The 24,534-nt window shown below is 53.5% G+C and carries 22 protein-coding genes; 17 read left to right on the top strand and 5 right to left on the bottom strand.

Going from position 1 to position 24,534, the window contains the following annotated elements:
• Window positions 1–40: 40 nt before the first annotated feature.
• From mrdA to H2508_RS08785, 13 genes are all read left to right on the top strand, one after another.
• Window positions 41–1,915, top strand: coding sequence for a penicillin-binding protein 2 (gene mrdA / locus H2508_RS08845; protein WP_182172038.1), 1,875 nt, complete (start codon window positions 41–43; stop codon window positions 1,913–1,915).
• The gene (rodA, locus tag H2508_RS08840; protein ID WP_182172035.1) at window positions 1,912–3,057 is read left to right on the top strand and encodes a rod shape-determining protein RodA; all 1,146 of its coding nucleotides are present in this window, start codon (window positions 1,912–1,914) and stop codon (window positions 3,055–3,057) included. Before mrdA ends, rodA begins: the two co-directional genes overlap by 4 nt.
• Window positions 3,058–3,102: 45 nt before the next feature.
• Window positions 3,103–4,089 (top strand): lytic murein transglycosylase B, encoded by a 987-nt coding sequence (gene mltB, locus H2508_RS08835; protein WP_182172032.1) that lies wholly within the window; start codon window positions 3,103–3,105, stop codon window positions 4,087–4,089.
• Window positions 4,090–4,091: 2 nt separating this feature from the next.
• Window positions 4,092–4,922 carry a septal ring lytic transglycosylase RlpA family protein gene (locus tag H2508_RS08830; protein WP_182173403.1) on the top strand — a complete coding sequence of 277 codons (831 nt, stop codon included), beginning with the start codon at window positions 4,092–4,094 and terminating at the stop codon, window positions 4,920–4,922.
• 75 nt (window positions 4,923–4,997) lie between these two features.
• Window positions 4,998–6,158: a D-alanyl-D-alanine carboxypeptidase family protein gene (locus tag H2508_RS08825; RefSeq protein ID WP_182172029.1), complete on the top strand. Its 1,161-nt coding sequence runs from the start codon at window positions 4,998–5,000 to the stop codon at window positions 6,156–6,158.
• A gap of 15 nt (window positions 6,159–6,173) precedes the next feature.
• A complete protein-coding gene (locus H2508_RS08820) occupies window positions 6,174–6,443 on the top strand; it encodes a YbeD family protein (RefSeq protein ID WP_182172026.1) in 270 nt (89 codons plus the stop codon).
• Window positions 6,444–6,449: 6 nt separating this feature from the next.
• Entirely contained in the window at window positions 6,450–7,088 is a 639-nt protein-coding gene (gene lipB, locus H2508_RS08815; protein ID WP_182172023.1) for a lipoyl(octanoyl) transferase LipB, read from the top strand.
• A gap of 7 nt (window positions 7,089–7,095) precedes the next feature.
• Complete coding sequence (locus tag H2508_RS08810) at window positions 7,096–7,896, top strand: putative RNA methyltransferase (protein ID WP_328799347.1); 801 nt, start codon at window positions 7,096–7,098, stop codon at window positions 7,894–7,896.
• A gap of 230 nt (window positions 7,897–8,126) precedes the next feature.
• Complete coding sequence (locus H2508_RS08805; protein WP_182172017.1) at window positions 8,127–8,909, top strand: SDR family NAD(P)-dependent oxidoreductase; 783 nt, start codon at window positions 8,127–8,129, stop codon at window positions 8,907–8,909.
• Window positions 8,910–8,941: 32 nt separating this feature from the next.
• Window positions 8,942–11,146: a TonB-dependent receptor gene (locus H2508_RS08800; protein ID WP_182172014.1), complete on the top strand. Its 2,205-nt coding sequence runs from the start codon at window positions 8,942–8,944 to the stop codon at window positions 11,144–11,146.
• A gap of 52 nt (window positions 11,147–11,198) precedes the next feature.
• A complete protein-coding gene (locus H2508_RS08795) occupies window positions 11,199–12,122 on the top strand; it encodes an Lrp/AsnC family transcriptional regulator (protein ID WP_182172012.1) in 924 nt (307 codons plus the stop codon).
• A 133-nt stretch (window positions 12,123–12,255) separates the two neighbouring features.
• The gene (locus H2508_RS08790; RefSeq protein WP_182172009.1) at window positions 12,256–13,833 is read left to right on the top strand and encodes a peptide chain release factor 3; all 1,578 of its coding nucleotides are present in this window, start codon (window positions 12,256–12,258) and stop codon (window positions 13,831–13,833) included.
• A gap of 38 nt (window positions 13,834–13,871) precedes the next feature.
• Window positions 13,872–14,957: a GGDEF domain-containing protein gene (locus tag H2508_RS08785; RefSeq protein ID WP_182172006.1), complete on the top strand. Its 1,086-nt coding sequence runs from the start codon at window positions 13,872–13,874 to the stop codon at window positions 14,955–14,957.
• Here H2508_RS08785 and H2508_RS08780 read toward each other — a convergent pair.
• Window positions 14,946–15,431 (bottom strand): glutathione peroxidase, encoded by a 486-nt coding sequence (locus H2508_RS08780; RefSeq protein WP_182172003.1) that lies wholly within the window; start codon window positions 15,429–15,431, stop codon window positions 14,946–14,948. The genes H2508_RS08785 and H2508_RS08780 overlap by 12 nt on opposite strands.
• A gap of 13 nt (window positions 15,432–15,444) precedes the next feature.
• A complete protein-coding gene (locus H2508_RS08775; protein ID WP_182172000.1) occupies window positions 15,445–16,617 on the bottom strand; it encodes a fatty acid desaturase in 1,173 nt (390 codons plus the stop codon).
• Between the two features lie 211 nt (window positions 16,618–16,828).
• Between H2508_RS08775 and H2508_RS08770 the strand changes: the two genes are divergently transcribed.
• Window positions 16,829–18,193 (top strand): MATE family efflux transporter, encoded by a 1,365-nt coding sequence (locus H2508_RS08770; RefSeq protein WP_182171997.1) that lies wholly within the window; start codon window positions 16,829–16,831, stop codon window positions 18,191–18,193.
• On the opposite strand, the gene H2508_RS08765 is transcribed toward H2508_RS08770, so the two are convergent.
• From H2508_RS08765 to H2508_RS08755, 3 genes are all read right to left on the bottom strand, one after another.
• Window positions 18,190–19,056 carry a helix-turn-helix transcriptional regulator gene (locus tag H2508_RS08765; RefSeq protein WP_182171994.1) on the bottom strand — a complete coding sequence of 289 codons (867 nt, stop codon included), beginning with the start codon at window positions 19,054–19,056 and terminating at the stop codon, window positions 18,190–18,192. The two genes, H2508_RS08770 and H2508_RS08765, sit on opposite strands and share 4 nt — an antisense overlap.
• 133 nt (window positions 19,057–19,189) lie before the next feature.
• Complete coding sequence (locus H2508_RS08760) at window positions 19,190–19,690, bottom strand: lytic transglycosylase domain-containing protein (protein ID WP_182171991.1); 501 nt, start codon at window positions 19,688–19,690, stop codon at window positions 19,190–19,192.
• Between the two features lie 119 nt (window positions 19,691–19,809).
• The gene (locus H2508_RS08755) at window positions 19,810–21,522 is read right to left on the bottom strand and encodes a proline--tRNA ligase (RefSeq protein ID WP_182171988.1); all 1,713 of its coding nucleotides are present in this window, start codon (window positions 21,520–21,522) and stop codon (window positions 19,810–19,812) included.
• A 289-nt stretch (window positions 21,523–21,811) separates the two neighbouring features.
• Here H2508_RS08755 and H2508_RS08750 point away from each other — a divergent pair, with 289 nt between their 5' ends.
• The 3 genes from H2508_RS08750 to aspS all read left to right on the top strand — a co-directional run bounded on the left by H2508_RS08750 (window position 21,812) and on the right by aspS (window position 24,532).
• On the top strand, window positions 21,812–22,210 hold the full coding sequence (locus H2508_RS08750) for an HU family DNA-binding protein (RefSeq protein WP_182173400.1): 399 nt from the start codon (window positions 21,812–21,814) through the stop codon (window positions 22,208–22,210).
• A gap of 197 nt (window positions 22,211–22,407) precedes the next feature.
• A complete protein-coding gene (locus H2508_RS08745) occupies window positions 22,408–22,689 on the top strand; it encodes an FmdB family zinc ribbon protein (protein WP_182171986.1) in 282 nt (93 codons plus the stop codon).
• A 49-nt stretch (window positions 22,690–22,738) separates the two neighbouring features.
• Complete coding sequence (gene aspS / locus H2508_RS08740) at window positions 22,739–24,532, top strand: aspartate--tRNA ligase (protein ID WP_182171983.1); 1,794 nt, start codon at window positions 22,739–22,741, stop codon at window positions 24,530–24,532.
• Window positions 24,533–24,534: the final 2 nt, after the last annotated feature.

Genomic DNA, 24,534 nt, shown 5'->3' with positions numbered 1-24,534 from the left:
CTCTACCCTCGCTCGCTGCACTATTCAGGCGCCCCAGCTAATGCCACCACCGATAGCCCTAAAAGATCCGCACCGAGAAGCTCGGATCTACTCTGCGCGTACTATTGCTGCGGTGCTGATAGTGACTGGCTTGTTAGCCCTGATCCTGGTTCGTTACTACAGCCTGCAGATTACTGAATACGAAACTTACCGCACCCAATCTGAACGCAATCGCGTGCAATTGCAGCCTTTGCCACCTAAGCGCGGGCTAATCTATGACCGCAATGGCGTGCTGCTGGCAGACAACCGCCCCAGTCATTTGTTGTCTATTGTGGTGGAACAGGTGCCAGACCTAGATGCCACTTTGGCGGAGTTACAGAAATTACTGCCCATATCAGAGGCTGACCTGGAGAGCTTTTATAAGAAAAAAGCTCGCCGCCGTCCCTATGAAGCTGTGCCACTGCGTTTTCGTCTCACCGAGGAAGAGCGCGCTAGGCTTGCGGTGAATCGCTACGCTTTGCCCGGCGTGACCGTTGAAGCGCAGTTGCAGCGTTACTATACCCACGGCGAACTCTTCGCCCACGCTATCGGCTACGTTGGCAGGATTAACGAACGCGAAGCCTTTGAGCTCGATAGCAGTGACTATCGCGGTACCTTCCATATTGGCAAAATCGGCGTGGAAAGGTACTACGAAGATATTTTGCACGGTGAAGTGGGCTACCAAAACGTCGAGACCAACGCCCATGGTCGCGTACTGAGGGTGTTAGAGCGCTTTGACCCCAGGCCGGGGGCCGACTTGACCTTGCACTTAGATATTGAGTTGCAGCGCACCGCCTATGAGGCGCTTGGCGAGCAGCGTGGCGCGGTAGTGGCTTTGGATACCGCCACCGGTGGGGTGCTGGCCTTGGTGTCCACCCCTGGCTTTGACAGCAACTTGTTTGTTAATGGTATTAGCAGCGCCGACTACAGTGCCCTGCGCGATTCACCCGATGTGCCACTGTTCAATCGAGCGGTACAGGGCCAGTATCCGCCGGGGTCAACGGTCAAGCCAATGATGGCACTGGCTGGCCTAAAGTCGGGCTTAGTGACGCCAGAATATACCGTGGCCGACCCCGGTTGGTATCGTTTGCCGGGTGACTCGCGCCGTTACCGTGACTGGATCTTAAAAATTCGTGGTACCGGTCACGCACCTCGTGTAGCGATGGAGATGGCCATCGCTGAATCCTGTGATGTGTACTTTTATGACTTGGCGCGCCGTCTGACGATCGATGGTATGTATGAGTACCTGCAGCCCTTTGGCTTAGGTGAGCGCTCGGGCATCGACACTACCAATGAGCGCAGTGGCGTACTGCCTTCAACTCGCTGGAAGCGCGATCACATGAACCAGCCCTGGTATCCCGGTGAAACCTTAAGTGCCGGCATTGGTCAGGGTTATATGTTGACCACCCCTTTGCAGTTGGCGGTGTCCACGGCGGTGTTGGCGACCAAGGGCCGGCACTGGTCACCCCGCTTGGTGCGCAGCATAGATGGCCAGCCCCTAGTGGCACCAGAGTTGCCGCCAGTGGAGGCCAGCCCCGAGCACTGGCAGGCGGTACAGGAGGGTATGCACGCGGTAGTGCACAGCGCGCGGGGCTCGGCGCGAAGTATTGCCAAGGGCTTGCAGTATGAAATAGCCGGCAAGACGGGTACCGCGCAGGTCATTGGTATTGCCCAAAATGAGATATATCGCGAGGAAAATGTGGCCGAGCGGCACCGCAATCACGGCTTATTTATCGCTTTTGCACCCTATGAGGCGCCCACAATTGCGGTGGCGGTTATTGTTGAGAACGGTGGCGGCAGTAGCGCTGCCTACCCCATAGCGCGCAAGGTGATTGATACCTGGCTGCTCAATGAGTCAGGCACTGAGCTGGCGGCAGCAGGGGAGAGTGGCGGATGAGTGATTATGTGCGTCAACTGCCCGACAGTGCCAGCGGTTCTGGTCTCTCGCGCCCACCAAGTGTCTGGCAGCGCTTTCATCTAGATCTACCGCTGCTCATTTTGCTACTAATCGTAACGGCTTTAGGCTTGCTGGTGTTGTACAGCGCCTCAGGTCAAGATATGGGCGCGGTACTGCGGCAGGGACGCTTTTTTCTCGTTGGTTATGTGGTGATGCTACTCGCCGCGCAGATTCGACTGCAGCGTTTTCAGCGCTGGGGGCCATGGTTTTACCTCTTTGGTATTGGCTTGTTGATAGCGGTGGATATCGTCGGTGTCGGGGCCAAGGGCGCTCAGCGTTGGCTGTCCCTAGGTGGTTTTCGCTTTCAGCCCTCAGAGGTGATGAAGTTGGTGGTGCCGATGACCGTGGCTTGGTATCTTGCCGAGCGCACCCTGCCACCGCGTTTTAAGTATTTGCTGGCCTGTTTGGCGATTATTGCTTTGCCCGCGGCTTTAATTTTGATCCAACCCGATTTAGGTACTGCACTATTGATTGCGGCCAGTGGTCTGTTTGTGGTGTTCATGGCGGGCATTGGCTGGTCTTACATCTTTGGTGCGCTAGTGCTGGCCGTTCTGTCAGCATGGCCGGTGTGGGTCTACGGCCTCAAGGAGTACCAGCAGCAGCGTATTCTGACTATGCTCAACCCGGAGAGCGATAAGCTGGGTGCGGGCTGGAATATTATTCAGTCAAAAACGGCAATCGGCTCCGGGGGCTGGGATGGCAAAGGCTGGCTTAAGGGCACCCAGTCACAGCTCGATTTTTTGCCGGAAAGTCATACCGACTTCATTATTGCGGTGCTTGGAGAAGAGTTTGGTCTGCGTGGTGTAATTATTTTAATGGGCTTGTATTTGCTCTTATTGCTGCGCGGCTTTTGGATTGGTTTGCAGGCCCGCAGTAGTTACGGGCGGATGATGGCCGGCAGCTTAACGTTAACGTTTTTCGTTTACATCTTTGTTAATATGGGCATGGTCGCAGGCCTGCTGCCGGTGGTGGGGGTGCCCCTGCCTTTGGTCAGTGCGGGTGGTACCTCCGTAGTCACTTTGATGGCTGGCTTTGGTTTGCTGATGGCAATCAGTGCCGAGCAGCGTACGGTGTCCCACTAATTGCCGTGTAAGCGGCGTACAAGGCCCTTTCGGAGAGGTTTTTTTATGTTAAGAAAGCTGAGGCTGGCTCTTGCTGCAGCACTATTGTCACCCGCTGTTGCTATGGCAGCTACTAATTACGCTGCGCATCCAGAGGCCCTCGCGCTGATTGATGAGTTAGTGACGGAGCAGGGTTATGACCGGGCGCAGTTGCAGGCAGTATTTGCTAATGCTGAGCGCCAAGAGAAAATTCTTGAGGCGATTTCAAGGCCGGCAGAAAAGGTCAAGCCCTGGTACGAGTACCGACAGATATTCCTCACTGAGAAGCGCGAGCAACAGGGCCGTGAGTTCTTAGCCCTGCACCGTGAAACCTTAGATCGGGCTGAGCGTGAAACTGGCGTGCCGGCGGAAATTATTGTCGCCATTATAGGAGTAGAGACCTATTACGGCCGTATCACCGGTAACTACCGCGTGATTGATGCTTTATCTACCCTGGCTTTTGACTACCCCCGGCGCTCGACATTCTTCCGTAAAGAGCTCAAAAATTATCTGCAGTTAACCCATGAGCAGGGTTTTGACCCGCTGAGCATGACCGGCTCCTATGCCGGTGCCATGGGCTACGGCCAATTTATGCCCAGCAGTTACTGCGCCTATGCTGTTGATTTTGATCAGGATGGTCAGACCGATATATGGAATAACCCAGTCGATGCCATTGGCAGTGTGGCCAACTACTTCAAGCGCCATGGCTGGCGCGCTGGAGAGTCTGTGGTGAGTGCTGCTCGCTCAAATGGTAAAGTGCCGGCGGACTGGTTTAACGATGGTCTAAAACCCGAGCGCAAGGTGGCTGATTATGTGGCTGCGGGTTTAACGCCTGTGATGGCGCTTGATCCCGAGGCCCAAGCCACTGCAATGCAGTTCGACAGCGGTGATGGTTTTGAGTATTGGTTAGGGCTACATAATTTTTATGTGATCACGCGCTATAACCACAGCGCCATGTATGCCATGAGCGTTTATCAATTGAGCCAGCGTCTGGCGATGGAGCCAAAGTCTTGAATATGCTGCGCCTACACGCCCTGCTAGTGATATTTGCCCTTATAGTGGTGGGCTGCACCACTATGCCTCGCGACTCCGAGCCGGACAGTAGCATTACCTCGATAAAGCCCGCACCGCTGAGCCCTGATATTTCAGATGGTGCACCGCTGCGCAGTATTTTGCCGGAAGATGTGGCCGACGCAGTGCCGCGGCCGGACCCCATTTTGAGCTTGGGCAACAAAAGCCCTTACACAGTGCTGGGTAAAACCTATGAAATAATGGACGACCACAGCGGCTACCGTGAGCGCGGCCTAGCTTCTTGGTACGGTACCAAATTCAACGGTAGGCACACCTCCAATGGTGAGGTGTTTGATTTATATGCGGCGACCGCTGCGCATAAAACCTTGCCAATACCCTCTTACGTGCGGGTCACGAATCTGAGCAACGGCCGCAGCATCGTTGTGCGGGTTAATGATCGCGGTCCCTTTCATTCAGATCGTTTGATTGACCTTTCTTACGGCGCCGCGGTCAAACTGGGCTATATGGAGCAGGGCACAGCAGAGGTTGAAGTGGAAGTGCTCACTTTGGCCGGGGTGGATGACCGGCGAGGTACGCCCCTTGGCAGCTACCGCTTCTTGCAGCTCGGCGCCTTTGGCAGTGAAGCATCAGCCCAGCGACTGCAGCAGGAGCTAGAGTCGCAAGTGCAGGCGCCAGTATTTGTCAGTCCAGTAGAGGCTGGCGGTAATATGCTGTACCGGGTGCGTATCGGCCCGCTGGACAGCAACGAGGACCTACTGGCATTACAAGATGAGTTGCAGGCTAGCGGTTATAGCGGCGCACAATTACTGCCTTGACAGGACTTGGGCAGTCCTCTTTTTTGGAGGCGCCCGTATTCATTTAAATTCACGCTCATACCAAGGTTTTTGCACATGATGCGCATTGTTATTTTTTTAATGACCCTTTTCACCATTTCTGTACAGGCGGCGTCCATCGTACCCTCACCGCCTCAGGTGGCCGCTGAAGCTTATATTTTGATGGACGCAAACAGCGGCACGGTATTGGTTGAACACAATGCCGATGTGCTACTGCCTCCGGCGAGTCTCACTAAAATGATGACCGCCTACGTGCTGGCCGGAGAGATCGAAGCTGGCCGCGTGAAAAAAGACGATATGGTAGTGATTAGCGAAAATGCTTGGTCGCAAAACCCGCTCTTTCAAGGCTCGTCTTTGATGTGGATTGAGCCTGGGAAAGATGTGTCGATAGAAGACCTCGAGCGCGGCATTATTATCTCATCAGGTAACGATGCCACGGTCGCGGTGGCCGAGCATGTCGCTGGCAGTGAGTCGGGCTTTGCTGACATGATGAACAGTCATGCTAAAGCGCTGGGCATGAAAGATTCTTACTTTGTTAATTCACATGGTTTGCCAGATGCCAACCATGTGGTGACAGCTCGCGACTTGGCAATTTTAGCAAGGGCTATGATTAGGGATTTTCCCGAGCATTATGCCCTCTACAAAGAGCGTGAGTTTAGCTACAACGGCATCCGTCAATACAACCGCAATACTTTGCTGGCGGAAGATCCGAGCGTCGATGGGCTTAAAACAGGCTACACCAAAGAGGCCGGCTATGGTCTAGTGGCTTCTGCCAAGCGCGGTGATATGCGTTTGGTGTCTGTGGTGATGGGCACCAGCAGCGCCAACTCGCGTAAGAATGAAACCCGGGGCCTGCTCAACTATGGTTTCCGTTTCTTTGAAACAGTAGATCTATTTAGTGCTGGCCAAGAGTTGGAGAAAGCGCGTATTTGGAAGGGTACTGAAGACTATATTTCGGTCGGTTTACTGGAGGCTGCCAGCGCCACTTTGCCGCGTGGTAAGAGTGATCAACTCAGCACAAAAGTTGAGCTAGATCAGACATTGGTAGCGCCGATTGAGCGCGGTCAGCAGGTGGGTACGGTGTCATTGAGCGCCGATGGCGAGACGGTGTTTACTGCGCCTGTGCTGGCACTTCAAACGATTGAGTCCGGTGGCTTTTTTGCCCGTCTGTGGGACTCCGTGCTGATGTGGGTATCATCCTTGTTCAGCGCCGACTAGTAGAGGAGTCGCCAGATGACAGATCAAGAAGCACCTAAAATTGAATTTCCCTGTGAGTATCCAATTAAAGTGTTGGGGCGTGAGCATGACAACTTTCGCCCCGCGGTACTGGCGGTATTCGAGCGTCACGCGCCGGGCTTTGACAGTAAAACTATTGTGGCCAAGGGCTCTAGTAAGGGCACCTTTGTATCACTCACCATCACCATTACGGCCACCGGTCCGGAGCAGCTTAAATGCCTGCATGAGGATCTGATTGCAACGGGCCATGTGCAGATGGTGATTTGAGTCCCGATGCCTGAGTTAATCTGCAAGTCGCTGGGGGAGTTAGATTATTCCACGGCTTTTAGCGCGATGAAGCAGCTGACCGATAAGCGCGATGCAGACACTCCCGATGAGCTGTGGTTGCTCCAGCACCCGCGAGTTTTTACCCAAGGCGTAGCAGGGAAAGCCGAGCATGTCCTAGCTCCAGGTGATATCCCTGTGGTACAGGTTGACCGTGGCGGGCAGGTGACCTATCACGGCCCAGGTCAGTGGGTGCTCTATTTGATGGTGGATATTCGCCGCCGTGGTCTAGGTGTTCGCGTACTGGTCGACTTGATTGAACAGAGCATTGTGAACTTGCTTAACGACTACGGCATTGAGGCTGCAGCTCGTCCCGACGCGCCGGGGGTGTACGTGGGCAAAGATAAAATTGCTTCACTAGGCCTGCGCATTCGCCGTGGTGCTAGCTATCACGGCTTAGCACTTAATGTAGATATGGATTTGGAACCCTTCCAGCGTATTAACCCCTGTGGCTATGAGGGACTTCAAGTCACCTCGATGGCGCAGTGTTTGCCTGCCCAAACCTTAGACATGGAGGAGGTTGGTGCGCGCCTGCTGCGCTGTGTGGCAGCGGAGCTCGAGCGGGTCAGCAGCCTTAAGCGAGCCTAAGCTAATCATGTGGACCTGTCCCCACTGTAAGCAGCCACTGAGTTTGGAAGCTAATGTTTGGCGCTGCGATGCAGGGCACAGCTACGATAGGGCCAAGGAAGGCTATGTCAATTTACTGCCGACCAATCGCAAAGGCAGCCGGCTTCCCGGTGACAATGCCGATATGATCAATGCTAGGCGGCGCGTACACCAGGCGCAGATTTATCAGCCTCTGGCACAGGCCCTGCAGGAGCAGGTTTTGAGTCTAGGGCCACTGGAGCGTTTGCTCGATTTGGGTTGCGGTGAAGGCTATTACAGCAAAAGCTTAGTAGCGGTGGCGCCCCAGGCTACAGTGCAGGCCGTGGATATTTCGCGGCCGGCGGTGCGTTTAGGAGCAAAGCGCTGCCCCGAAGCTCACTTTGCGGTGGCTAGTGCCACACAACTGCCATTAGCGGATTCAAGCATCGACTTGGTCACTAGCATATTTGCTCCTGTTGAAGTGCAAGAGCTGCTGCGAGTCCTACAGCCTGCTGCCTACTATCTCAAGGTCACTCCCGGGCCACGGCATTTGTGGGCTTTGCGTGAAGCGCTCTACGCTCAGCCACGCCCTCATGCCGCTGCCGATGTTCCGCTTACTGGCTTTGAATTACTGCGATCCCAAGCATTGGACTATGAGCGTCACTTGGCGGGCAGTCAGCTCGCCGACCTGATCGCAATGACCCCTTTTGCCTATCGCGGTAATCCTGAGCGACGCCAGAAGCTGTGTGGCTCAGAGGGTTTAGATCTGAATATGTCTTTTTCTATCGCCTTGTATCGCCAGGCGGCCTGAGCTCATAGCAAGCACAGCCTCGCGCTGCAAAGCGAGTGCAGCCAGCTTAGGTATTAAGCAGTGCTTGTGGCATAGCGGTTTAAAATCTTTGCCCAATTGCTGCATATTGCAACAATGTCTATCATATATTTTCAATATGATTCTTTAACGAATAGTATTTCCCGCAAATTCAATGCTGTGCTGCTTGATCCCCTTATGGCTTCAGTCAGCTAAACAATTGAGGAGAAGCGGTGAGCGCATGTTTTAAAGGGCGAGTGGCACTAGTTAGCGGTGCGGCATCGGGCATTGGCCGGGCGACCGCACAGATCTTGTCTCGCCGCGGCGCGGCGGTGTGCGTGGCCGATCTGGATGCCGATGGCGCTCAGCGTGTGGCGGCAGAACTTGTCGAAGCGGGCGGCAGCGCTCTTGCAGTGGCAATGGACGTCAGTACTGAGGCCGGCAATGTTGATGTCGTTGAGCAAGTGATGCAAAAGTTTGGGCGCCTCGATGTGGTGCACCTCAATGCCGGCATTCTAAGTGTGGGAAGCTTACTCGAGACAGATTTAGCAACTTGGCAGCGTGTGCTAGATGTCAATTTGACGGCTGTGTTTCTCGGCATTAAACACACTGCGCCCCTATTGGCTGTGCAGGGTGGGTCGATTGTCGTCACTGCCTCTTTCGCCGGGCGCGAGGGGAGTTACGGCATGTCGTCTTATGTGGCCAGTAAGCACGGAGTGACGGGCTTAGTGAAAGCCGCGGCCAGCGAGTTAGGCCCCATGGGGGTGCGCGTGAATGCTGTCTGCCCCGGCCCGATTTATACCGACATGATGATTACCGCCGGCAGCTTAGACGAGGTGAATGCTTCTCCAGTGGCGCGGACAACGATGTTAGAGCGAGTCGGTGAAGCTCGGGAAGTTGCTGAGCTGGTCTGCTTCCTCGCCAGTGATGCCGCATCATTTATCACGGGAGCAATACACGCAGTTGATGGCGGTATGCCGGTTATCGGTAAGCCGCCAGCAGCGGACCGGCAATAACAACTTTTAATCTGTTTCTGGGGAGAGAAATTATGACTATTAAAAAGAATGGCTCGATCGCAGCTCTCGTTATGGCGCTGGGAGTCCCTGCCGGGATGTATCCGGCCTTTAGCAGTGCAGCCGTGCTGGAAGAGGTGGTAGTGACCGCCCGTAAGCGCGAAGAGAGCATGCAGCAAACGCCGATTTCTATCACTGCATTGACCAGTGAGAGTATGGAGCGTGCGGGTATCAATGAGCTGACCGCGATCGACCGGCAAACACCAAACTTGACCTTTACCGTGGGCACCGGTGGCGGTAGTTCAACAGTCAATGCTTTTATCCGCGGCGTCGGCGAAAACGATTTTATTATCACCACTGACCCCACGGTTGGTTTGTACTTGGATGGGGTCTATTTGGCGCGAGTATTTGGCGCCAATATGGAGCTGAAAGACGTCGAGCGTATCGAAGTACTGCGTGGCCCTCAGGGGACGCTGTTTGGTAAAAACAGCATCGGTGGTGCGATCAGCGTATCGACCCGCAAGCCCGACGGTTCGACAGAAGGCGAGCTTAACCTGACGGCCGGTTCACGCAATCTGCGCGGACTATCGCTCTATGGTCAAACGGCCTTGACTGATACCTTGAGCGCGAGTGTCTCTTACCTGCAAAAAGATGCGGACGGCTGGCAGTCGCGCCCAGGTGGAGATGCAGGAGATACCGATTTAGCCACCGCTCGAGTGATTCTGAATTGGGCGCCGAGTGATGACTTTGAGTCGAGCTTCTCTGCTGATTGGAACAAGCAGGATCAAAACGGCTACCCCAATGTCATGCTGTCCTATCGGGACGGTTCGGTATTTGGCGATTTGTGGAATTTGCTCAACCCAGATTCCCCTTGCTGTACACCTAATAGCGATATCGATCGCTCCGGTGCCCAAGGGCCGCTGGCCAATGATGACGTGGAAGGCTTTGGCTTTAACTGGACTAATACCTGGCAGCTGTCATCGATGGAGTTGAAGTCGATTACTGCCTATCGTGAGATGGATGCCCTGTTCGGCCGTGATGGCGACAACAGCGCCTATAACTATACCGGTGACTCCCACGATCTCGAGCACCGTCAGTTCAGCCAAGAGCTACAGCTGACAGGCGATATTGGTCGCTTGGACTGGGTTGCTGGCCTGTATTACTTTGAAGAAAAGAGTATCAACACCACCGACCTTGTGGTGATCGAAGGTATTGGGGTGTCGGTGAGTTACGATAACGTGCAGGAAACGTCTAGTTATGCTGCTTACGCTCAGCTGAATTATGCCCTGACTGATCGTTTGGATGTCTATGGTGGAATCCGCTATACCCTTGAAGAAAAGGATTTTCAGCAGCAGGTGAACTCCTTGGACTTTGGTACACCCTACGTATTCCAGATTCCGGGTCTGCCCGTCAACAGCTGTGACTACGATGTTGCCAACAGCTATTTTGATTGTAGTCAGGACTGGAGCAACACCTCACCGAAGTTGGGCCTTAGCTATCAGTTGAGCGATGACATCATGTCTTACGCTCATGTGAGCCGCGGTTTCCGCAGTGGTGGTTACAATGGTCGGGCATTTGGCAGTGCCGCAGATTTGCAAGAATATGAACCTGAAATCCTGACCAGCTATGAGGCTGGCATCAAAGCCGAGCTCTTAGATCGCAGCCTGAGAGTCAATGGCTCGGTGTTCTACAACGATTACGAAGATATCCAAGTGCTGATTACCCGGGCCGGTTCAGTTGCCGTTGAAAACGCTTCCTCTGCCAGCATTTCTGGCTTTGAGTTGGAGACCACATGGTTGCCCGGCAGCAACTGGCAGATACAGGCGGGCCTTGGCTATCTCAAGGACGACTCGGATGGCTGGGTTGATGTCACCGGTGACTACAGCGATACCGAGTTGAAGCAAACGCCCAAGTGGACTTTTAACCTAGCGGCGGACTACCACTTCAGCTTAGGTGATATGGGCACATTGATGCTGCGCGGCGATATGAAGTACAGCTCGGATTACTATCTCAATGCGGTTAACACCGAGGAGCTGCGTACCCCAAGCCACACCTTTTATAACGCGAGTATGGTCTACACGGCACCTAGTGAGCGTTGGGAGCTGGCACTGCAGGGCTACAACCTGAGTGATAAGCGGGTGCTGAATGCGGGCTTTGATGGCGCAGCTTTCTTCGGTTTTGTTGAGGGCAGCTACAACCCACCACGCAGCTACAGCCTGAACTTCAAGTACCGCATGTAAAACTGGGTTTTGGGCGGTGCATAAACAGCGGCGCTGAGGAGATGCTTCGGCTGTGAACGACAAAGAGCATGATGAGCCCCTCTTGGCGGCGCTGGAGGGCAATGTTCGCCGCCCGACTAATGAGATCGCCCAGTTACTGGGCGTTTCTCTGCCGACCGCTAAGCGGCGCATTGACCGTTTAGTTCAATCTGGCCAGCATCATCTTGGCCCATTGGTCGATTTACATGCGGCAGGTTTTGAATACCTGCTAGTAATTGGTATCGATGTGGAAATTGAGTCGCCCTTGGCTGTGGCGCTCAAAATTGCTGAGCTAGAGCAGGCGCTTACTGTCAATGTGGTGCTTGGTCACTGTGATATTGAGGTTGTCGCTGCGCTGCGTACCCGCGCAGAAGTCAGTGAGTTTATTTCCGTACAGTTGGGCTCAATTACTGGCGTGGCAGCGGCTTCTCCCGCGTTGGCTTTGGATGTTTGGAAGTTTCAACAAGGCCGGCAATTACAGCGCGCTATTGGGGAGCAGCCAGCTAAAAAACGACTGGAGGCGGAAGAGCTCGATATTATTGCCTGTTTGCAGCGCAACGTGCGAATGAGTAATCGAGCGATCGCTGCGGAGCTGGCCCTTTCAGAGTCGCTGGTTAGGTCGCGTATTAAACGGATGCAGGCAGCTAAGCAAGTATGTCTGTCGCGACCTTTTACCTTGCCCCCAGGTACAGTCAATGATGCTTTTGTGGGCGTGCGCATACATAGCGGTAAAACCGCAGAGGTTTGTGAGTCGCTGGCGGCGCTCGATGAGGTGAGCTTCGTCTGTACGACCTTGGGGCGGCACGACCTGATCTGCTGTATTCATGTGACAGAATTAAAAGCTCTATCCCAAGTGCTGCATGAGAAAATTGTCAGCTTACCCGGGGTGCGTAGCACCTTTCCTTCGCACTGCATTCGCCAAGTTAAGCATCAATCGCTGCTCGGCCTGGTGCTCTAGCTTAATCGCATAAGGGCTAAGCGAAGTCATGCCAGGGGCAAACTCTCGAGTGTGATTATTCAGCTATCGAGCAAGCCTGCGCCGAGCGTCTAAAGCGCGTATAATTTGCGCTTTTTCACCCTCGGTTTAATTCATGCCCGATCTTAAAAAAGACATTTCTGCGCGTCGAACCTTCGCCATTATCTCTCACCCCGATGCGGGTAAGACCACTATTACCGAAAAGCTCTTGTTACTGGGGCAGGCTATTCAGGTCGCTGGTACGGTAAAAGGAAAAAAAGGCCCCCATGCGACTTCTGACTGGATGACCATGGAGCAGGAGCGGGGTATTTCTGTGACCTCATCAGTCATGCAGTTCCCCTATCATGGCCGCACCGTGAACTTGCTGGATACGCCAGGGCATGAAGACTTCTCGGAAGATACTTATCGCACGCTAACAGCTGTTGACTCAGCCCTGATGGTGATCGATGGCGCTAAGGGTGTCGAGGAGCGCACCATCAAGTTGATGAATGTGACTCGTCTGCGCGATACCCCTATTTTCAGTTTCGTTAACAAAATGGATCGCGATATTCGCGACCCCATTGAGCTGCTCGACGAAATTGAAGAGGTACTGGATATCGAGGGCGCGCCGATTAATTGGCCTATTGGTATGGGGGCTTTGTTTAAGGGCGTGTACAACTTGTACAGCGATGTCATTCACCAGTACACACCGGGTAAAGGCAGCATGCTGCCTGACGAGCGCATCATTGAGGGCCTGGACTCCCCTGAAGCTCGGGAACTCCTCGGTGAAGACTACGATGATTTTGTTGACGAGATTGAGCTGGTACGCGGCGCGAGTCACAGCTTTGAGCTCGAACCCTTTTTGGCGGGCAAATTAAGTCCGGTGTTTTTTGGTACTGCGCTGGGTAATTTTGGTGTTCGTGAAATGCTGGACGACTTCGTGAAATGGGCGCCAGCGCCGCTTGATCGGGATGCCACTACCCGTACGGTACAAGCTACTGAAGAGAGCTTTAGCGGTTTTGTCTTCAAAATTCAGGCCAATATGGATCCCCGCCATAGAGATCGAATTGCGTTTTTGAGGGTTTGCTCGGGGCGTTATACCAAGGGCATGAAAATGCGTCACACCCGGATCGGCAAGGATATAAAAATTGCCGATGCGGTGACCTTTAAGGCCGGTGATCGGGTGCTGGTAGAGGAGGCTGTGTCGGGCGATATTATCGGTTTGCATAATCACGGCACTATCCAAATTGGTGATACCTTTACCGAAGGTGAAGACCTGCAGTTCACTGGCATACCGCATTTTGCCCCAGAACTGTTTCGCCGGATTCGCCTGCGCGATCCAATGAAATCAAAGCAGCTACAAAAAGGCTTACAGCAACTATCTGAAGAGGGCTCGACACAAGTTTTTGTACCGATTAGTTCCACTGATATTATTGTTGGTGCCGTAGGGCAGTTGCAGTTTGATGTGGTGTCTTATCGCCTGCAGGATGAATATAAGGTGGAGGCTATCTATGAGCCCGTCAGCGTCTATACGGCACGATGGGTAACATGCGATGATGCTAGAAAGCTGGATGAGTTTCGTAAAAAAGCGGCAGATCAGTTATCGATTGATGGCGGTGGCCACCTAACCTACTTAGCCCCAACCCGCGTAAACTTAGCCTTAATGGAGGAGCGCTGGCCGGATATAGAGTTCCGTGCAACACGCGAACATTAAGGCTATTGGCCGGGGGCTGTGAAAGAGGTACTGTAACAGTGTTAAGCCTAACCAAGCACCCCGGCATTAACAAAACCGATATACGCTATCGCCAAGTGTCGATGTTGTACGCCACACTAATTATTATGGCGTGCTACTTTGCGGTGCTAGCTCTGTCTAACCTGCTGTATTTCAAGCACTTTCCTATAGCGGCTCTGGATATCTTCGGCTGTGTTAGTGCCTCGCTAGTCTATTACTACGCTCGTGTCACAGGCCAGTTCCACCGTGCCAGTTGGATTATTATCACGGTGCTGATGTTGGTGTTAGGGGGCTTCCTAGTCCTGACGCAGGCGGCGGCCTATGCGCTGATGTGGCTCACATTGTTACCACCAATCGCTTTTTTTCTGCTGGGTTTGCGCCAGGGCTCCTATGTTACGGGCTTCTATGCTGTGGCAGTGCTGCTGTATCTCTGGCGCGGCGTAGACGAGTGGGAATTGGGCAAGCTGACAGTGGGGGCAGTATTAAACATCGGTGAAGTTATTCTTATCCAGTGGTTTATCTTTCGCCACTATGAAAAGTCTCGCACCGAAGCCTTTCAATTACTGCGGGACAGTGCGTCAACGGATCGCTTGACCCGACTGTGGAACCGGGTGCGTTTGGATGAGTTTCTGCAGGACACGCTAGCCCAAGCAGGTCGAGCAGAGCTGTTCACGGCAGTGATCTTACTGGATATCGATAACTTTAAAGCGATCAATGATGAGCGTGGGCATCTGTATGGCGATACGGTATTAGTGAGTTTGGCCAAGGAGCTACGCGCTTGTGTCCGCCAGACGGATCGCGTTGGCCGCTGGGGGGGAGAAGAGTTTTTAATCATTTGCCCAGCCACAGATATTGACGGCGCTCGAGTGCTCGCCGAAAAGATTCGCCTGTCAGTGGCTGAGGCCATAATGCGTGATACGCAACTAGCAGTTACGGTCAGTTTAGGTCTTGCTGTGGCCCGCGGAGAGGTCTCTCCAAACGCTTTGCTACAGGCCGCAGATGAGCAGTTATATCGCGCTAAAGATCAGGGCCGTAATTGGGTCAGTGTTGCTACGCAGTATGTAGAACCCGCTCAGCGTTTAAGCCTTGTAAACTCAGCTCAATAAAGCTTCGATATCATCGGCTATGTCTTCAGGTTTAGTCAGCGGAGCGTAGCGCTTCTTGACCTGCCCTGAGCCATCGATCAGAAACTTGGTGAAGTTCCACTTAATGCGCTCTGAGCCTAAGGCGCCCGGCGCGGCCTTTTTTAGGTGCGCGAACAGTGGGTCCGCAGTGCTGCCGTTGACATCAATTTTGCCAAACATCGGGAAGCTCACACCGTAATTCAATTGGCAAAACTCCATGATCTCGTCGTTGCTGCCAGGGTCCTGCTGACCAAACTGATTGCAAGGAAAGCCAAGGATTTCCAAGCCTCGTTCATGGTACTTCTTATACAGCGCTTCCAGTCCGGCAAGTTGTGGCGTAAAGCCGCACTTTGACGCAGTATTGACCACCAGCAGCACTTTTCCTTGATAGTCTCTCAGGGCTTTCTTATCACCGTTTGGTGACTGGCAGACAAAGTCGTAGACGGAATCAGACATGGTAGTCCCTTGTTTAGCGAGTTTGCAGCTGTGCTTGTTGCATCAGCAGAGATAGGCGCTTGCGCTGCATTTTCATGGAGTACTCAAGTTCTTTGAGCTTGCTGCGTAGGGCCGCTTGCTCCCATTTCAAACGCAGTGCAGTTTTGCGTTCTTCGATAGCGTCTTCTAAGTCTGCTACGGTGCGCTCATAGCGCTCGCTTTGCAACTCTCGCCATTGATTAATGGACTCGGTAAACAGCAGGTATTCACGCTCCAAAGTGTCCATCCAAGTGTCACGATCTTCGGCCTGTTCAAGCTTCTGGCGTGCACGCTGAAATTGAGTGTCTAATAGAGCTCGCTGAACCTTAAAGTTAGGTACCCGTGTCAAGTTGTGAGCCAGCCCGACCCGAGCGCAGAGATTAATCATCCACTTGGTGGGATCCCATTGCCACCAGCGAATGCCATTGCGGTAGTCAGTTTGAAAGATATGGTGGTAGTTGTGGTAGCCCTCGCCATAAGTCAAAAAGGCCAGCAAGCCGTTGTCGCGGGCACTATTGCTTTCAGTGTAAGGGCGGCTGCCCCAGAAGTGAGCCAGTGAATTAATAAAAAAGGTGAAGTGATGGTTGATCACTAGGCGCAGCAGGCCAACTAAGAGCAGCGTACCAATAATGTCGCCATGCCAAACGCCTAGTAAAATAGGCAGCCCTAAGTTCATCAGCAGTGTTAGTGCCACATAGTGTTTGTGCTGCCACATCACTACAGGATCGCGCTGTAAGTCTTTGGCATTGCTAAAGTCAGGTACGCCGCTCTCGTATTCACGCAGCATCCAGCCCATGTGGCTGAACCAAAGGCCGCGGCTGGCGGCGTATGGGTCATGTTCAGCATCATCGACGTGACGGTGATGACGGCGGTGATCTGAGGCCCATATTAGAATACTGTTTTGCAGTGCTCCGGCGCCCCAAAAAGCAAAGAACCATTTCAGGGCCGGGTGTGCTTGATAGGCTTTGTGCGCCCATAGGCGATGGTAACCGCCGGTGATGGACATGCCATTGAGGTACAAAAAGGCAATGGCCCACAGCCATTGGAAACTGTCGAAGCCGTGCTGCAGCCCCCAGTAGGGCACGAGTATCAGTGCGGCTAGCGGCAGGCCAATAAATATAACCGCATTGATCTTAATCAGTGGTGGTTTGGTGGTGCTCTTGCTCATCGTCAATGCGAATCTCTTTAAATAGAACTTGGATAGTAACTTTTTTGACTACAAATGTCTTTGTGGAGGAATTTATCAAGTTTGCAGCTTGTGCTATCGCGCCGAGCCTTGGCTTGCGCAAGAGCCCCTATCAGCGCTGCTAATGCAGTATCATGCGCACTGCCTTTGACAGCGTTTATCAGTCTACTTCATCCATGGCTTAGGGACTTCGATGACTCAAGCAGTATTCACTCGCGGCTCCACCTTGCGCCATGTGCTGGCCATGACTGGGGCCTCGGCCACGGGCTTGATCGCCATGTTCGGTGTCGACCTCGTGGATATGTATTTTCTGACTCTACTTGACGACCACTCATTAGTCGCAGCCGTTGGTTATGCCGGCACTTTAATTTACTTTTTGGTCTCCGTCAGTATCGGGCTGCAGATTGCCTTAGGCGCACTAGTGGCACGGGCCGAGGGCGCCCATCAGAGAGATCTTGCGGGGCGCTACTGCAGTAACGGCTTGGTGTTTAACTTCGCAGTATCTGCGCTGATTAGTTTAGTTGCTTGGTTTTTTCTACGTGATTTGTTGATGGTGCTGGGCGCCTCTGGACCAGCACTGGAATACGCCTATAGCTACGGCAGTATCATGTTACCTAATATCCCCATCATGGTGCTGGGGATGAGCGCCGCGACAGGGGTGCGAGCGATTGGTGATGCACGGCGTTCTATGTGGGCGACACTGATCGGCTCCGGGGTCAATGCGGTGTTGGACCCGCTATTTATTTTAACCTTTGGCTGGGGCTTGGAGGGCGCCGCTGCGGCTTCGGTATTGGCTCGCTGGGCTGTGCTAATAGTTGCATGGCGGGCGCTTTATAACATACACCGTCTCCCGCGCCGCAGTTCCTTTAAAGAGTTTCGGGCCGATCTCAGGCCTTTGTTAATGATCGCGGGGCCGGCAGTGCTGACCAATTTAGCCACACCGATTGGCAACAGTTTTGTGCTGCGCAGTATGTCGCAGTTTGGCGATGCTGCGGTGTCAGGTGCAGCCATACAGGGGCGGATAAGTCCGGTGGCCTTCGCGGCGGTATTTGCCTTGTCCGGTGCGGTGGGGCCAATTATTGCGCAAAATGCTGGTGCCGGTCTCTATAACAGAGTGCGGCAAACGCTGCGCAGTGCGCTGGTGTTTAATGCCACTTACGTATTGTTGGTATGGGGGCTGTTATGGCTGAGCAGCGCTTGGATTGTGAGGGCTTTTTCAGCTGAGCCAATGGCTGCTGACTTGATTCTGTTTTACTGTCATTGGCTGGTGTGGACCTTCTTTTTTTCCGGTTGTTTGTTCATTGCTAATGCCAGCTTTAATAACTTGCATTATCCGCATTGGGCAACAGCATTTAATTTTGCCAAGGTGCTGCTGGGTGTTGTGCCAGCGGTGTACTTTGCTGCCCAATGGTATGGCGCACGCGGAGTGCTGGCGGGTGAGGCCTTGAGTACGGTGTTGTTCGGTGTGCTCGGGGTGGTCGCAGCCTTTGCTCTGAGTGCGCGCCTTGAGCGTGATTACAGCCCCCTGCCGGAAGCCTTTGTGGCGCCGCAGAATTAGTCCTCAGACAAGGCTTTTGGGAGAGGCGCCATGTAGACGCTCAGGGGGTCATCCCCAGCGGCTTGACCGAGACAGCTCATGGCATTTATGAATAGGGAAAAAAGGTCGGATTGAGAGTTAACGTCCAGTTTGCGGTAAATACTTTTGCGATGGCGGCGCAGAGTTTCTACAGCGATTTGCAACTTCTCGGCAGAGCGCTCAGTGCTATAGCCGCGCAGCATCATTTCTAATACGGATTTTTCTCGCGGTGACAGTAGGGATGAGCCAAATGTTTTGAAGGCCAGGTCAATTTGATGATTGATACCAGGCTGGATCAGTTTGTTAATGGCAAAATCATTGTGCTTGCTATGCGCTTTAAGTAATTCAGAAACAGGTTCAGCCTGAAGGTAGAGCGTTTCATAGTCAGCGTCGCTGAAGGCGCCGCTGTCGACGCGGCGGGCTATGCTGAGCACAATGACGTTATCGCCCTGAAGCTTGGCCAGAAAGGCCACTTCGTCCACAGCGCCAGTATCGGCATAGTACTCTTGGTGGTAGGGCGATTTGTGGAGCTTGTTGTGGGTAATGCGCGACAAACGATAGATCTTTGAGCGCGGCTGATTGATAGCGGTGAGGTAAAAAGGGTCTTGGCGATAGTATTCGTTGGTGTATTGATGCAGCTGCGCACGCTGCGCTCTAGCGCTAAGTTCATGGTAGAGCAGGCGGGGTGGCAGGTCGCGATGAAAGAGCCAGACTTTGGGGAAATCGATACGCACTTGGCCGCGAATTGCCGCTACAAGGCTGGGGAAAAAATCTTCAGTACCAAGCGTGCCAATAGCCCGGGACAGGTCGCGGTTCCACCGGTTCAGCTGCTTGATGTCGTTCATTTGCTTTTATTGTTGACCCGCTCGGCTTTAAGGCTTCATCTTGATCAGCGCTCTGAATGATGTCAAACGCAGCTGTGGCACAGGCGGGCTAAGCAAACCGTCCTATCGCCATAATGCAATTGGGCAACTAGCTTTAAGGTGCCCAATTGAGTGCTGCAGTGCGCCAGTGTTTTTGCCAAGCGGCTTGTACTTTGTTGCTGTAGCGCCGACTGCCACTACTGCCATTGTAGGCGGCTAATGCACGGTGCAAATGACCTTTTTCACGCTCTAGATAAAACTGCAAAATACGACAACCGTATTCGAGATTGGTGAGGTTGAGGGTTAGGTTGTCATCGGGGCGGCCAATTTCATTTTTCCAAAAGGGCATCACTTGCATCATGCCCTGTGCGCCAGCGGAGGAGACAGCGAAGCGGTCGAAGTGGCTCTCTACCTCGATGACCGCAAGCACCAACTCCGGTGCTAAGTCAGCGCGTGAGGCCGCTGCGTGTACCTGTCTTAAAATTTCCAGCCGCTGGGCTGGGTCTTTGACGAAAGGGCTCAGCCTAGCGGACATGTCCACTAGCCAAACTTCGGCATCGTAGCGATCTTGGAAGCTATCAGCGCTGTTGATAGTGCGGTCGAGGAAGGCGCGCAATTGGGCGCGCTCCTCTGAATCCGCATGCTGTGCCGACGCTGATGGAGCAAGCACTGCAAACAGTAATACTAGACTGTTAAGAAGCTGTGTTGCTCTCCAGCGCCTCGCTGTCACTGCGCTTAGTGCCCTAGCTTTTGCAGAATGTTATCGACAGCCTCTGAGCGATCCAAAAGCACCGAGTCGGCATCTTGGCGGCCCTTATACTCTACTTGATTATCAGCTAGTGCGCGGTCGCCAATGACCAAGCGGTGTGGAATTCCAATCAGTTCCATGTCGGCAAACTTAACCCCGGGGCGTTCGTTGCGATCGTCCAGCAGCACGTCCACACCAGCTTGGCGGAAGGCCTCGTAGAGCTCGAGAGCACACTGTGCAACTGCTTCGGATTTCTGCATATTCAAAGGCACAATAACCAGTTCAAAAGGCGCCATCGCTATGGGCCAAGTGATGCCGTGTTGGTCGTGGTTTTGCTCGATAGCTGAGGCCACTATGCGGCTAACGCCAATGCCATAACAGCCCATAATCATGGTAATACTCTTGCCATTTTCATCGAGTATATTGGCGTTCATGGCTTCGCTGTATTTAGTACCGAGTTGGAATATATGTCCCACCTCGATGCCGCGCTTGATTAATAGCTTGCCCTTGCCATCTGGGCTGGGGTCACCTTCGACCACATTGCGCAGATCTTCGACCCGCGACAGGGGGCAGTCTCGCTCCCAGTTAACCGATTTGAGGTGGAAGCCATCTTTATTCGCGCCGCAAATGAAGTCTGCTAAATGAGCCGCGCTGCGATCTACGATGACTGGCACTTCCAAGCCGACCGGTCCCAGTGAGCCAAAGCCCGCACCAGCGACTTTGCGCACGGCGGCTTCATCGGCCATTTGCAGGGGATTGGCGATCCCTTCGAGCTTCTCAGCTTTGATGTCATTTAGCTGGTGATCACCGCGCAGCACTAAGGCCACTAATTCGCCTTCGTTCTCACCGGCTACCATCAAGGTTTTAACGGTTTGTGCTGGCGCCACATTGAGATAGTTAGCGACTTCGTCAATTGTTTTAAGGTCGGGGGTGGCAACTTCACTCATTGCTGCGCCGGGCGCGGGGCGCTCACCTGCGGGTGCTATGGCCTCGGCCATTTCAACGTTGGCGGCGTAATCACTGCTGTCGCTGAAAGCGATGTCATCTTCACCGGAGTTTGCCAGTACGTGGAACTCATGTGAGGCGCTGCCACCAATGCTGCCGGTATCGGCGATCACGGGTCTAAAGTCTAAGCCGAGGCGAGTAAATATGTTGCTGTAGGCGCGGTGCATGGCTTGGTAGGTTTCAGCCAAGGAGTCCTGGTTGGCGTGGAAAGAGTAGGCATCTTTCATGATGAACTCGCGGGAGCGCATAATGCCAAAGCGCGGACGAATTTCGTCGCGGACTTTGGTTTGTATCTGGTACATATTCAGTGGTAGCTGCTTATAACTTTTTACTTCATTGCGCAGCAGGTCGGTAATCACTTCTTCGTGGGTCGGGCCGAGACAGAATTCCCGTTGGTGGCGATCCAGAAGGCGCACTAGTTCAGGGCCGTACTGCTCCCAGCGGCCAGATTCCTGCCATAGCTCGGCAGGTTGCATCACGGGCATGCTCACTTCTATAGCCCCGGAGTTGTTCATTTCTTCGCGCACTATCTGCTCGACTTTGCGCAAAACTTTGAGTCCTAGGGGCAGCCAAGTGTAGAGGCCTGCGGCCAGTTTGCGGATCAGGCCAGCGCGCAGCATCAGTTGGTGGCTGATGACTTCGGCGTCTGCAGGTGTCTCCTTTTGGGTGGCAATAAAATATTGACTGGTACGCATCGGTGTTTCCAGAGTTGAGTAATTTGCGGGCCCCGTAGTTTACGTGCGAACGACAATTCGGTACAGCGTGGCGCAGCTTTGCTAGCTTGGCAGAGTGCAAAGTAGCGCTAAGAACTAAAAAAACAGTGCTTATTTGCAGGAAGCCAGCTGAAAGCCCTTGTATTACAGCGTTTCATCATTTATACATTCTTTCGAGCTTGGCGTCGGCACTGATTTCCGCGGTATTGGGGGCGGACAGTCAAGATTTTTTGCATGTCCAATTCATGATGAAGGAAGGTTGAATAAAAACATGGCTACCAAAAAAGCAGCAGCGAAGAAGAAGGCTCCAGCCAAAAAGGCTGCAGAGAAAAAAGCACCGGCTAAGAAGGTAACAGCCTTAAAGGAGAAAATGACCAAAAGCCAAATTCTCAGCACTATTGCCGAGAACACCGGTTTGAGTAAAAAGCAGGTGGGCGAGGTCTTTGGCGAACTGGAAACATTGATTGAGCGCAGCATCAAGAAACGCTCTGTTGGTGAGTTTACCTTGCCTGGCTTGATGAAAATTACCACTGTGAAGAAGCCCGCCCGTAAGGCGCGCAAAGGCATCAACCCCTTCACTGGTGAAGAGACTACCTTTAAAGCCAAGCCAGCTAGCGTGGCAGTGAAGGTGCGCCCACTGAAGAAGATGAAAGAGTTTGCTGACTCATAAGGGCTTTGTTACTACAGTCGCGCCCATGAACTAGGTCGCGCAATAGCCTCCTCAACTTCCGCGCCGCTAAGGCGCGGAAGTTCGCTTTCCTCGAAATTTTCGTATCTTCTGGGTGCCTTGGCCTGTGCTCGCGCATGGGGTAAAATCCGCGCCGCGAATTCTGTCTAAAACCCCTGTTTAACTGGCGAGACCCTCTCATGCCCATTTATGAGTACCAGTGCCAGGCCTGTGGCGAAATGCTAGAGGCTCTGCAGAAGATCAGTGATGCTCCGCTTGTGGACTGTAAAGCTTGCGGGAAGCCCGAGTTGAAGAAAAAGGTATCTGCCGCCGCGTTTCGCCTCAAAGGTAGTGGCTGGTACGAGACTGATTTCAAGACCGGCAATAAACGAAACCTGGCCAGCAGCTCAGAGAGCGGCAATGGCACTGCCAATAAGGCAGATAGTAATAGTAGCTCAGGCGGCAGCAGCACACCTGCCTGACACCTGCCCGCTGATGCGGGCTCCACCCGATAAGTAACGGAATTGAATTATGCGCAGTCATTATTGTGGCGCCCTTGGAACTAACAATATCGACGAAACAGTCACTCTGTGTGGCTGGGTAGATCGTCGCCGCGATCACGGGGGCGTTATCTTTCTTGATCTGCGCGATCGGGATGGCATTGTTCAGGTGGTGTTCGACCCCGACACAGAGGAACACTTTCAGCGCGCAGATCGCGTGCGCCCTGAATATGTGCTTAAAGTCACTGGCCGAGTGAGAGCCCGCAGTGAAGCGACGGTTAACTCAGCTATGGCCACTGGCGAGATTGAGGTCTTGGGTAAGGAGCTGGAGATATTAAACAGCGCCGCTACACCGCCTTTTCAGCTTGATGCGCATACCACTGTCGGTGAGGACGTGCGCCTTAAATACCGCTATATGGATTTGCGGCGCCCAGAGATGCAGAACCGTCTGATACTGCGAGCCCAAATTACTTCGGCCATTCGCAGCTTTTTAGATGGCGCCGGCTTCTTGGATATCGAGACGCCAATTTTGACCCGTGCGACACCAGAGGGTGCCCGAGATTACTTGGTGCCCAGTCGCACTCACCCCGGAAGTTTCTTTGCCCTGCCGCAGTCGCCCCAGCTGTTCAAGCAGCTACTGATGGTCTCGGGTTTTGACCGCTACTATCAGGTGGCCAAATGCTTCCGCGATGAGGATTTGCGCGCCGATCGGCAGCCGGAGTTTACCCAGATCGATATCGAAACCGCGTTTCTCGATGAAGATGAAATCATGAGCATTACCGAGCGCATGATTCGCGAGTTGTTCCAGTCGGTGCTGAGCGTAGAGCTAGGTGACTTCCCGCGGATGAGCTACGCAGAGGCGATGGAGCGCTATGGCTCGGATAAGCCCGATCTGCGTATTCCGCTGGAGCTGGTCTCAGTCGACGATTTGATGCAGCAGGTGGACTTCAAAGTGTTCCGCGGCCCAGCGGATGACCCCGATGGCCGCGTGGCTGCGCTGAAGGTGCCTGGTGGCGCCAAAATTAGCCGCAAAGAAATAGATGACTACACCAAGTACGTCTCTATCTATGGCGCACGTGGTCTCGCCTGGATCAAGGTCAATGACTTGGCCGCTGGGGTTGAAGGACTGCAGTCACCGATTCTCAAGTTTATGCCAGAAGCAGTCGTGATTGAGATGATGACGCGCCTGCAAGCTCAAGATGGCGATATCATCTTCTTCGGCGCCGATAAAAGCGCTGTGGTGAATGAGTCTTTGGGTGCTCTGCGTCTGAAAGTCGCGGAATCTATGGGCTTAGTGGCCGAAGGTTGGGCCCCGCTTTGGGTGGTCGACTTCCCCATGTTTGAAGATGACGGCAGCGGCGGCTGGACACCTTTGCACCATCCATTTACCGCGCCTGCATGCTCCCCTGAGGAGTTACAAGCCAACCCGGGCACTGCCCTGTCACGGGCTTATGATATGGTGCTCAACGGTACCGAGCTCGGCGGCGGCAGTGTGCGTATTCACCAGCACGAGATGCAGGAGACAGTATTCCGTATCCTCGGTATTAGCGACGAAGAAGCCCAGGAGAAGTTTGGCTTCTTACTCGATGCCTTGCAGTACGGTGCGCCGCCCCACGGTGGTTTGGCCTTCGGTCTCGACCGATTGGTTATGCTGATGACCGGCTCCCAGTCGATTCGCGATGTGATTGCCTTCCCCAAAACGCAGAGCGCTGCCTGTGTGATGACCGATGCGCCGGGTGAGGTGAGTGCTCAGCAACTGCGTGAGCTGAACATCCGTTTGCGTCAAGCCAAGCAGGAAGCTGCGGCCGCCGCTCAGGACGAGTAAGT

The sequence above is a fragment of the Sediminihaliea albiluteola genome (genome assembly GCF_014077625.1).
In the GTDB taxonomy this organism is placed as follows: domain Bacteria; phylum Pseudomonadota; class Gammaproteobacteria; order Pseudomonadales; family Halieaceae; genus Sediminihaliea; species Sediminihaliea albiluteola.
This window is presented reverse-complemented; position numbering and strand designations above follow the sequence as displayed.

Excerpts from the sequence above, each read along its gene's own strand:
- mrdA (WP_182172038.1), top strand. The coding sequence starts at position 41 with ATGCCACCACCGATAGCCCTAAAAGATCCGCACCGAGAAGCTCGGATC.
- rodA (WP_182172035.1), top strand. The coding sequence starts at position 1,912 with ATGAGTGATTATGTGCGTCAACTGCCCGACAGTGCCAGCGGTTCTGGT.
- mltB (WP_182172032.1), top strand. The coding sequence starts at position 3,103 with ATGTTAAGAAAGCTGAGGCTGGCTCTTGCTGCAGCACTATTGTCACCC.
- H2508_RS08830 (WP_182173403.1), top strand. The coding sequence starts at position 4,092 with ATGCTGCGCCTACACGCCCTGCTAGTGATATTTGCCCTTATAGTGGTG.
- H2508_RS08825 (WP_182172029.1), top strand. The coding sequence starts at position 4,998 with ATGATGCGCATTGTTATTTTTTTAATGACCCTTTTCACCATTTCTGTA.
- H2508_RS08820 (WP_182172026.1), top strand. The coding sequence starts at position 6,174 with ATGACAGATCAAGAAGCACCTAAAATTGAATTTCCCTGTGAGTATCCA.
- lipB (WP_182172023.1), top strand. The coding sequence starts at position 6,450 with ATGCCTGAGTTAATCTGCAAGTCGCTGGGGGAGTTAGATTATTCCACG.
- H2508_RS08810 (WP_328799347.1), top strand. The coding sequence starts at position 7,096 with ATGTGGACCTGTCCCCACTGTAAGCAGCCACTGAGTTTGGAAGCTAAT.
- H2508_RS08800 (WP_182172014.1), top strand. The coding sequence starts at position 8,942 with ATGACTATTAAAAAGAATGGCTCGATCGCAGCTCTCGTTATGGCGCTG.
- H2508_RS08790 (WP_182172009.1), top strand. The coding sequence starts at position 12,256 with ATGCCCGATCTTAAAAAAGACATTTCTGCGCGTCGAACCTTCGCCATT.
- H2508_RS08780 (WP_182172003.1), bottom strand. The coding sequence starts at position 15,431 with ATGTCTGATTCCGTCTACGACTTTGTCTGCCAGTCACCAAACGGTGAT.
- H2508_RS08775 (WP_182172000.1), bottom strand. The coding sequence starts at position 16,617 with ATGAGCAAGAGCACCACCAAACCACCACTGATTAAGATCAATGCGGTT.
- H2508_RS08770 (WP_182171997.1), top strand. The coding sequence starts at position 16,829 with ATGACTCAAGCAGTATTCACTCGCGGCTCCACCTTGCGCCATGTGCTG.
- H2508_RS08765 (WP_182171994.1), bottom strand. The coding sequence starts at position 19,056 with ATGAACGACATCAAGCAGCTGAACCGGTGGAACCGCGACCTGTCCCGG.
- H2508_RS08755 (WP_182171988.1), bottom strand. The coding sequence starts at position 21,522 with ATGCGTACCAGTCAATATTTTATTGCCACCCAAAAGGAGACACCTGCA.
- H2508_RS08750 (WP_182173400.1), top strand. The coding sequence starts at position 21,812 with ATGGCTACCAAAAAAGCAGCAGCGAAGAAGAAGGCTCCAGCCAAAAAG.
- H2508_RS08745 (WP_182171986.1), top strand. The coding sequence starts at position 22,408 with ATGCCCATTTATGAGTACCAGTGCCAGGCCTGTGGCGAAATGCTAGAG.
- aspS (WP_182171983.1), top strand. The coding sequence starts at position 22,739 with ATGCGCAGTCATTATTGTGGCGCCCTTGGAACTAACAATATCGACGAA.